1 tRNA gene is annotated in these 265 nt (G+C 57.7%); it reads right to left on the reverse strand.

Features of this window, described 5'->3' with window-relative positions:
- Positions 1 to 33: 33 nt before the first annotated feature.
- A tRNA-Ala gene (locus tag H6B10_RS16260) sits at positions 34 to 109 on the reverse strand.
- Positions 110 to 265: the final 156 nt, after the last annotated feature.

Raw genomic sequence — 265 nt, forward strand, 5'->3', positions numbered from 1 at the left:
GAGTGCTCTAACCAGCTGAGCTATCAGCCCAAATGGTGGAGATAAAGGGATTCGAACCCTTGACCCCCTGCTTGCAAAGCAGGTGCTCTCCCAACTGAGCTATACCCCCGCGCCATACAGCGTTTCGGGTTTCGCTGTCCCTTATGCTTTTTTGAGGTTTCCACCGCAGAACCCACTCCCATCATGCCACCTGTTCGGTGGCCGATCTGTAGGTTCGGCTCCGCTTGCGCTTCGCCGCCTGCTGCATCGCGCCTTGCGCGATTCC

The organism is Gemmiger formicilis (assembly GCF_016901605.1).
In the GTDB taxonomy this organism is placed as follows: domain Bacteria; phylum Bacillota; class Clostridia; order Oscillospirales; family Ruminococcaceae; genus Gemmiger; species Gemmiger formicilis_B.